Source organism: Methanohalobium sp., assembly GCF_018609725.1.
GTDB lineage: Archaea > Halobacteriota > Methanosarcinia > Methanosarcinales > Methanosarcinaceae > Methanohalobium.
In genome coordinates, this window is sequence record NZ_JAHENT010000077.1 from 1 (window position 1) to 9,373 (window position 9,373).

General features: G+C 35.3%; 10 protein-coding genes. 6 read left to right on the forward strand and 4 right to left on the reverse strand.

Annotation, left to right across the window (positions count from 1 at the left end; all coding sequences use genetic code 11):
* Window positions 1-1,169: RNA-guided endonuclease IscB (iscB, locus tag QZ276_RS04790; RefSeq protein WP_292485787.1), on the forward strand; the 1,169-nt coding region annotated here is incomplete at its 5' end.
* Between the two features lie 87 nt (window positions 1,170-1,256).
* Window positions 1,257-1,556, forward strand: coding sequence for a hypothetical protein (locus tag QZ276_RS04795; protein WP_292485789.1), 300 nt, complete (start codon window positions 1,257-1,259; stop codon window positions 1,554-1,556).
* A 28-nt stretch (window positions 1,557-1,584) separates the two neighbouring features.
* Here QZ276_RS04795 and QZ276_RS04800 read toward each other — a convergent pair whose 3' ends face one another.
* From QZ276_RS04800 to QZ276_RS04815, 4 genes are all read right to left on the reverse strand, one after another.
* Window positions 1,585-2,397 (reverse strand): winged helix-turn-helix domain-containing protein, encoded by an 813-nt coding sequence (locus QZ276_RS04800; RefSeq protein ID WP_292485791.1) that lies wholly within the window; start codon window positions 2,395-2,397, stop codon window positions 1,585-1,587.
* 1,027 nt (window positions 2,398-3,424) lie between these two features.
* Window positions 3,425-3,727 (reverse strand): carboxymuconolactone decarboxylase family protein, encoded by a 303-nt coding sequence (locus QZ276_RS04805; RefSeq protein WP_292485792.1) that lies wholly within the window; start codon window positions 3,725-3,727, stop codon window positions 3,425-3,427.
* Between the two features lie 103 nt (window positions 3,728-3,830).
* Entirely contained in the window at window positions 3,831-5,375 is a 1,545-nt protein-coding gene (locus QZ276_RS04810; RefSeq protein ID WP_292485793.1) for a sensor histidine kinase, read from the reverse strand.
* A gap of 74 nt (window positions 5,376-5,449) precedes the next feature.
* Entirely contained in the window at window positions 5,450-6,010 is a 561-nt protein-coding gene (locus tag QZ276_RS04815; protein WP_292485794.1) for a class I SAM-dependent methyltransferase, read from the reverse strand.
* Between the two features lie 149 nt (window positions 6,011-6,159).
* Here QZ276_RS04815 and QZ276_RS04820 point away from each other — a divergent pair, with 149 nt between their 5' ends.
* From QZ276_RS04820 to QZ276_RS04835, 4 genes are read left to right on the forward strand one after another with little or no spacing between them, the layout of a single operon-like run.
* The gene (locus tag QZ276_RS04820) at window positions 6,160-6,852 is read left to right on the forward strand and encodes an SDR family NAD(P)-dependent oxidoreductase (RefSeq protein ID WP_292485795.1); all 693 of its coding nucleotides are present in this window, start codon (window positions 6,160-6,162) and stop codon (window positions 6,850-6,852) included.
* Window positions 6,853-6,873: 21 nt separating this feature from the next.
* Window positions 6,874-7,500 (forward strand): phosphoribosyltransferase, encoded by a 627-nt coding sequence (locus QZ276_RS04825; RefSeq protein ID WP_292485796.1) that lies wholly within the window; start codon window positions 6,874-6,876, stop codon window positions 7,498-7,500.
* Between the two features lie 25 nt (window positions 7,501-7,525).
* A complete protein-coding gene (locus QZ276_RS04830; RefSeq protein WP_292485797.1) occupies window positions 7,526-7,966 on the forward strand; it encodes a YbhB/YbcL family Raf kinase inhibitor-like protein in 441 nt (146 codons plus the stop codon).
* Between the two features lie 19 nt (window positions 7,967-7,985).
* The gene (locus tag QZ276_RS04835; protein ID WP_292485798.1) at window positions 7,986-9,320 is read left to right on the forward strand and encodes an NAD(P)/FAD-dependent oxidoreductase; all 1,335 of its coding nucleotides are present in this window, start codon (window positions 7,986-7,988) and stop codon (window positions 9,318-9,320) included.
* The last annotated feature ends 53 nt before the right edge of the window (window positions 9,321-9,373 follow it).

Consider the following 9,373-nt stretch of genomic DNA (forward strand, 5'->3'; position numbering starts at 1 on the left):
AAGATGATTTCAAACTCAAAATCGACTACGGTTCAAGATACACTGGATTAACTATATTGAAGAACAACAGAGATGTAATCTGGTTAGCTCAGATCCATCACAGAACTGATATTAAAAAGAAACTGGATGATAGGAGGAGTTTCAGACGCAGGAGAAGATCTAAAAACTTGAGATACAGGAAACCAAGATTTAATAACAGAAGAAGGCCTGAAGGATGGTTACCGCCGTCTCTGCAGAGCAGAGTGGACAATATACAATCATGGGTTAGAAAGTTAAAAAAACTGATTCCTATCAATTCAATATCTTATGAAAACATCAAATTCGACACTCAGTTGATGGAAAACCCTGAAATCAAAGGTGTCGAGTACCAACAAGGTACTCTACAGGGTTATGAAGTCAGAGAATATCTGCTTGAAAAGTTCGAAAGAACCTGTGTATATTGCGGTAGACAGGATGTACAGTTAGAGGTAGAACACATCGTACCGAGAAGTCAAGGTGGTTCTGACAGAGTCAGCAATCTGGCAATTGCATGTCATGATTGCAACCAGAACAAAGGTAACATGACAGCTGAAGAATTCGGTCACCCTCAAGTGCATGAAAAAGCCAAGAAATCCTTGAAAGATACAGCGATTGTTAACTCTACAAGATGGAAGGTCCTTGATGTATTGAAGGGTATTGGTTTACCTGTAGAATGTGGAACAGGTGCTTTAACAAAAATGAACAGGATAAAACTGAACCTGCCGAAAGATCATCACTTCGATGCATGCTGTGTTGGAAAATCTACACCGGATGATCTTAAATTAAAAGCAAACGAGGTTCTGTATATCCACGCTAAGGGGAGAGGCAGTTACAAGAGATGTAAACTGGATAGATATGGTTTTCCGAGGAAAACCGCACCCAGAATCAAATACTTATTTGGTTTTCAGTCCGGAGACATCATAAAAGCGATAGTTGAAGATGGAAAGTATAAAGGCACCTGGAAAGGTGCAGTCGCATGCAGAAGCAGTGGATATTTCGATATCAAAAATGGTACTAAAAGGATTGCACAGGGTATAAACCACAAATATTTCAAACTAGTACAGAGGTTCGATGGATACACTTATCAATTAGACAGAGTTAATTTAAATCCAAATATAAATACCGATGGTCGCAATTCCCCCCACTGTTAAAACAGTGGGCTTCCTTGCGACGTTTCTCGTGAATTCACGATAACTAAAAAACCATCTAATACAAAATATCCGACAGAGATGGGTATAGTGAGGTCACAAATCAGAAAACTAAGCTGGAAGTTCCAAGAAACATTCGGATACATAACCAAGTTCAAGAGAGAACAGGTTCTAGGTCTGGAGAAAACCCATTACAATGATTCTGTTGCAACCTGTTGTAACGAGAACAACCTGAATATACAGCTTTCTGATGTAGTATATTACAAGAAACATGTAAGTAAAGGTGATTATCAGCAGACAAAAGGTAGCAGATTCGAAAATGAAATGGTGAGGGAAAGGGTTACATACCAGATAGGAATGAACCCCTTAGACCTAGGGATAGAGAAATAAATGATTTTAATTTGTAATTAATTGTTGCTTATAGTTCCTTTTTTAATTCTAATATTTTTGTAACAGGTGTAGACTGGTTTATATAATACTGGAACAGTTCTTGACCCCATATCAGGGCGCTTTCATCAAAACTCATAATATACTGGAGATCAAATCTTTGGTCTTTATCAAAGAAACATAAAAATACAAATCGGTCTGTTATAGCGGCTGCTGTTAGCTTTATATTTCCGTTGGATATGTGAAGTTCTGAATTGCTCATTTTCAGAAATTCTTCTGTATTTTCTCTGAATTCATTTTTGAGTTTCTCAAATGTTGATTCTGTCAGAACTATGGATATGTCTGTACCTTTTTTTGCAATTTCAAGAAATAGTGAAGGATAGCTTGGATGGAAACAGGATGAAATAGCCATTATATTGTTTGATTTGTACATATTGTCAATAACTTCCTGAGGAAGTTCAAACATATGGTTCAGGTCGGGCTGGATGAGTGTGCAGTGCCCGAGTTCTCCTATCCTTTTTAAAAGGTGATCTGGAATAGCACTTAAATCACGGGATGCCCAGTATTCAAGGTTTTCTTCAAATACATTGACAGTATCCAGAAGAGGCTGCATATTTTCAACGATAATTTCTCCGATATCTGATAATTTATAAAGCTCTGTATCATGTTCATAACTTATCAGTTGTTTTTCCTTCAATATCTTTATCTGGGGCAGTATAGACGTAGAAGTAACATTAAGTGAGGTCTTTATATAATCGATATTTTTCGGGTTATCGTTCAACAATAAGAGTAGTTTCTTCCTTTTATCAGAAAGAAATATGACATCTAATAATGATTGCTTCATTTCAAATCACTTAATGTGTTGAGATATTTTATAATATTTTATAAAACGTTTGTTATCCGATTCCTATCATCCAACACGTTATAACCAAATAGTAGATGTTTATATAAAACTTTTGGAGCAGACCTACAGAATTATTGGTAAAACTTTAATTTTTGTAATGTTTTCGATACAAAAGGTGCGAACAATCCGAAACAGTACCCGATGTAATGGCTTAATATATTGATTTTATTTATATTAACCGGAAATAAAGACAGAAAAATCACAATTATAAAAACAATTATTGTCATAAAAATATACAAATTAGTGAATATATCTATAAACTTATTTTTAATTAATGATTTTTTAATATAAATTTCCAGTAGAGTCCTTGATGATGTTATTAATTCTTCCAGCTCGTTTTTGTAAAAAACTGCTGTAAATAACAGCATAAAAAAGAAAATTAATATAAACTCCAGATTGACAGTATATACAATCTGATATTTGAGGATAGTTATAAAAACTGTAAACCCGAAAATAAAAGCAGGAATGATGTTTCTGAAATAGAGGTTACATTGTTTTTGAATGTAGGTATATACTGTGTACAAAAGGTATGAGACCAACGCGGCAACAATACCTGAAAAACCAAATGTGTTTTTATACTGAAAACTTATGATGTTGCTGAACGATATCAATAGCGGTAATATCCCGAATATTAGAAACATATCAGTATAAAATTGATACCTGTTATCATGGAATCTGAAAATAAGAGAAATTAATAGGTAATACGGGATAAGGTTTTGCAGAAAATGCAGAATATTACCATGGGCATAATTTTAAAAATAGATGGGAATCAATTCAGGATTTGAAGTACGTAGTATAAACCATTCATTTTACGGACTAAAAAAAACAACAGTCAAAAAAAGAGGTATGACAACAAAAAATATGAAAAAATCGATGAACAAATCATTATTTAATATAGTGTAATCCATGTCCTCTCCACTCGTTTTTGGTTTATATGTCATCATACATTTGGTATTATGCCAGTTGCTTATTTAAAGGCTTTAGTGGCATAAAACAAACCCTGAGTACCACAGACTGACCCTATAACCTTTACTACTTCAAGTATTTCTTCTTCAGTAGCACCTGCTTCTCTGGCGTGTTCTGATAAGGCTTTAACTCCATCGATATCTCCATTACCGACATCAAGAGCCATGGCTATTAGCAATTTTGTCTTTGCAGGTAAAGCTCCATCAGTCTGGGTTTCTGAAAAATTTTCCAGCAGATTGGCTGCATATTTGGGATCTTTTTCTTTAAGTATTTGAAGAAATTCTGGTAATTCCATATTTTCCATTGTTTAATCCCCTTTTTATGGTTATTTTCTTATTGCTGGTTGTGTATAGCCCTGATATAACTTATTAAGGATAATATGAACAAAATAATTATAAATATTTTAGTTAAAATCTTATTATAAATTTAGTACCATTCTTTCTGTCCAATACGATTTCACCGTTTAACTGTTTTATAAGAGTATTTATTAATTGTAATCCAAGTGTGTCAGGATTTTCTATATCAATATTATCGGGGATTCCTTTTCCGTTGTCTTCTATAATTAAAACATAACAGTTGTTACTGTAAAATTTTATGTTAATAATCCCATTATCATCTGAAAACGCATATTTTAAAGAATTTGAAACTATTTCATTGACAATCATTCCAAGAGGAATTATAGTATCAATACCTAAGTGAAAGTCCTGCACATCAACGTTAATTTTGGTGTTACTATTGCTATAAAGGTCATTTAGATTTTCAGCAAGGTCTTTTATGTAATCATTTAAACTTAGGTTGTTTAATTCTTGAGATTGATACAGTTTCTGATGAACCAGGGACATCGAAGCGACACGGTTTTGGGTATCTCTGAATGCATTAATAACATCTTCATCATCAAAATTTTCAAATTGCAGGTTTATTAAACTGTTTATAATCTGTAAATTGTTTTTAATCCGGTGGTGAAGTTCCAGTTCCCGAATCCTTTCATTTTTTCTGATTTGTTCTGTCTGTTCGCTGACACGTGTTTCAAGTTCATCATTTATATTTTTTAGTTGCTCTGCATATTTATTAATTTCTTCCTCAGCTTTTTTTCTTTCAGTAATATTTCGTGCAATACTAAGTATGGCAGGATTTCCTCTGTACAGAACCAATGTTGAATTTACTTCAAATGGTACCTTTTCATCATTTTTTGTGAGTTTAACGGATTCAAACTTTAGTTGTTTATTATTATTTATGTGACTAATTTTATCTATAGTACTTTTTTCATCTTCGATATCAGAAAGTTCAGCCACATGTTTGTTGATTAATTCTTCTTTTGTATATCCCAATACATCGACAGCATGTTTATTTACATCCAGCAAATAACCATCTAAATCATGTACAAAAACAGCATCATTCATACTGTCAAAAAGATTGTAATACTCGTCAATAGTTCTTTGCAGTTTTTCCTTTAGTTCTTTGTATTCAGTGATATCCTGTGCCACTCCATACATTTTAACAGGTTTACCGTTATCGTCTCTTTCCACTTTCCCCATTACTTTAAGATGCTTTACTTCTCCATCATTCTGTCGGATTATACGGTGCTCAATATCATAGGGTTTTATACCCTCAAGTGCATCTTTTTGGGCTTTTTTAATAAAAGGTAAATCATCAGGATGTGCAATTGTTGCCAAATGGTCTATTGATATGACATTTCTTTTACTGTTGTCTTTACATCCGTGTATGGCACGCCATTCATTTGAGACTATTAATTTGTTATTTTCAATGTCCCATTCCCATCCACCTGTATGGGTGAGTGCTTCCGCTTCGGATAAAATCGTTTCATTTTTTTGTAAATCTTCATTTCTTTCCTGCAAGTAATTTATCTGCTGTTGGCATTTTTTTAAATCTTGTATAAGTTCCTGTTTTGATTTGTTTTGATATTCTTCCTGCATTCTAACTTGCCTATACATTGTATAAATATAATATTATTTAAATGGTCATCAAATTATAAGAAAAATGTTAAGTGAACCAGTTAATGTTTAATTTATTTATTTGTTACATTTTTAAATAAAACTGCATGGCTAAATCTGATATTAATTCTTGATTGTGGAACAAATCCATGATTTCTGGCAGAATATACTATTCTGTCGAAAAAACGTTTTCTTACATGCAACTTTGGTTCAATCACCAGCAAATTACCTTCTGGTTTTACAATGGTTCTCAACTCTGTGAAAAAATTATCGATGGCGGGAAGTTCATGGATGACATAAAAAGCCAGTACAAAATCCACTTTTTCTGAAATACCTATACTTTCAGGTTTGTTCTGATGTATTTTAACCCTTGATTCAAGACCCTCTTTTTTGCACTTTTTTTCCAGTATTTTAAGCATTTTTTCCTGAAAATCTACCGCGATAACTTTCCCGTTTCTACCTACCATTTGTGCCATATCAATTGTGTATGTACCGGGTCCGCATCCAAAATCCATAACTTTTTGTCCGAGTTCGACATAATTGTCCAGAATTTGTTCAGGTTTATGTATCGATTTACGGATTCTGTTATCCAGTGCAAAATAGAGCCACCACGGACATACTTCAGAGTACATCATATTCTAATTAAGATTTGCAGGGATATAGGATTATTGTTTATATACTGTATCTATAATAAGTACTTATAAATACTTGAATTAGAAATCTTTATAAAGGGAAGTTGAGCAACCATCTTAGATTTATTGTTATAAGGGGATGTGTAGAGAAAATGCAATTAAAAGACCAGACAGCCGTTGTAACAGGTGGAGGTAAAGGTATAGGTAAATCCATCTGTCTTGCACTGGCAAAAGAGGGAACAAATATAATTCCAGCTGCCAGAACTGAATCTGATATTGAAGAAACAAAAAAAGAGGTAGAGGAAATCGGAACACAGTCAATGGCAGTAAAGACAGATGTAACCAAAGAAAATGATGTAAAAAATCTGGTATCAAAAAGTATCGATGCGTTTGGTGGTATCGATATATTTGTAAACAATGCAGGAGTGGGTCTAAGGAAGCCGTTTGTTGAAACATCAATGGACGAATTTGAAAAAGTAATAGAGGTCAATTTAAAGGGTGTTTTTCTGGGTATGAAACATGCTCTCCCGCATATGCAGTATAATAATTCCGGGAAAATAATTAATATCTCTTCAGGAGCAGGGAAATCTGGTATTCCAGAGTTATCTGTTTATAGTGCATCAAAATTTGGTGTCATTGGATTGACCGAATCTACTGCACGTGAAGTGGGAAGTAATGTTCAGGTATATGCTGTGTGTCCGGGTGGTGTGGATACTGATATGTACCGGTCAATGTTTTCGGGCAGACCGCATCTAAAGCCTGATGATGTTGCAAAAAAAGTTATAGAATTATGTATGCCTAGTACAAATATACCATCCGGGTCATCGGTTGAAATCTATCGATGACTTGTAGGGGAGGTGGGTAAGATGTTTAAAGACAGAACAGATGCAGGTAAACAACTTGCAAAATCGCTGGAAAAGTATCTTGATGAGGACGTTCTGATACTGGCGATTCCCAGGGGAGGTGTAGAAATAGGTTATCAGGTAGCTAACTATCTTGATGCAGAATTATCGTTGCTTATTTCCAGAAAATTGCCTTTTCCTTATAACCCTGAGGCGGGTTTTGGAGCAGTTACAGAAGATGGGAGTTCATTCATCAATGAAATCGCCGCAAGAGAACTATCAGAGGAGATGATAGAACAGATAAAAAAGGAACAGGTAGATGAAATTAAAAGACGAATAGAAATATTGCGAAATGGTGAATCTCTGCCTGATATGAAAGGTCGGACTGTAATAATTACAGATGATGGTCTTGCAATGGGTTCTACAATGAGAGCTTCTGTCAAACTCTGCAAAAACAAAGGTGCAGGTAAAATTGTGGTAGCAGTACCAGTCGCGGGAAAACAGGTCGCTGATATGATAAATAAAGTTGTGGACGATATTATTGTACTTGATATTCCTCCCTTTTTCCATGCAGTGGCACAGGTCTATGAAAACTGGTATGACGTATCTGATTATGAAGTTATTGATATAATGAACAAAGCCAAAAAATGAATTAATAAATAGGAGGTAGATAATAATGGAGAATATAGAGGTAACAAGCAGTGCATTCAAACATAATGGAGAAATCCCGAAGAAGTATTCCTGTGACGGAGAGGATATAAATCCGGATTTACAGTTTAGTAATGTACCGTCGGGAACAGAAAGTCTGGTACTGATTATGGATGACCCTGATGCACCAATAGGTACATTCACACACTGGGTTGTATGGAACATAGACCCGTCATCGAGCATAAAAGAAAACAGTGTTCCTGGTGTACAGGGAGCAAACAGCTTTGGAAAATCATCCTATGGTGGACCCTGTCCACCTTCAGGAACTCATAGATATTTCTTCAAAGTTTATGCTCTTGATACAAAACTTGATAAGAGTGAAGGTGCGACCAAAAAGGAAATTGAGAAGGCAATGGAAGGTCATGTTGTTGGCAAAGGGGAGTTAATGGGCAACTACAGCAGGAAATAAATTCTATCGGGTGGTATAAATGAAAAAATATGATGTTGTTGTTATTGGTACAGGGGTTGCAGGTTCTACTGTAGCCCACAAATGTAATTCCGCAGGTAAAAATGTGGCTGTCATAGACCACAGACCCTTTGGAGGCACCTGCCCGTTAAGAGGATGTGACCCCAAAAAGGTTCTTGTCGGAGGTGCTGAACTGGTCGACTGGAACAATAGAATGAAAGAAATTGCTGGTCTGGATAGGGATACAACTATAAACTGGACATCTCTTATATCTTTTAAAAGGACATTCATCCAAACATTTCCTGATATGATAGAGAAAAATTTCACCTCTCATGGTATTGATGCTTATCATGGACTTGCCTGTTTTTCTGATGAAAAGACAATAGAAGTGGGTGATGACCAGATAGAAGGAGATTATATCGTAATAGCAACCGGTTCAAAACCCAGAGAATTGAATATACCCGGTGAAGAGCATATAATAAAAAGTGATGAGTTTATGGAATTGGAAAACCTGCCAGACAATATAGTGTTTCTGGGAGGGGGGTATATATCCTTTGAATTTGCTAATATAGCCGCAAGATCAGGATCAAAACCTTTAATCTTGCAGAGAGGAGAACAGCCTCTTAAAACGTTTGATTCTGATATGGTCGATGTAGCCGTGGAAGCATCAAAAGATGCAGGCATAGACGTTTTAACTGGTCACAAGGTCACCAAAATCGAAAAAAAGGGTGACCAGTATGAAGTGACAACAGAAAATGAAAAGCAGAATACGTTTACTACTGACCTTGTGGTTCATGGTGGTGGAAGGTCTGCTAATATCGATGAACTTGGATTGGATAAAGGTAATGTCGAGGTTCACAAAAAAGGTATAGCAGTTAATGAATACATGCAGAGTCTTTCCAATCCTAGAGTATATGCTGCCGGTGATTGTACAGAAGAGGGACCCCAGCTAACACCTGTTGCAGGTATTCAGGCTGATGCAGCGGCTGAAAACATCATCAAAGGAAATAACAAACAAGTGGATTATACAGGCGTACCAGCGGTAGTGTTTACACTGCCTCCTCTGGCAAGTGTAGGAATCACCAAAGATGATGTCAAAGATACCCATGAGGTAATTTATAATGACAGAAGCAGCTGGTACTCCTCAAAGAGACTTAATTTAAATCATGCGGCATCCAAAATAATTATCGATAAACAGACTGATAAGATACTTGGAGCTCACATTCTCGGACCTGAGGCAGAAGAGGTCATAAATATATTTGCAATGGCGATGAGATACGGTTTGAATGCGAGTGATGTAAAGAATGCGTTGTTTACCTATCCGAGTGTATGTTCAGACATCGAACATATGATGTAAATACATGTTTTTAAATTAAACCTTTGTTCTATTTTTTCTTTTTTATAATTAAT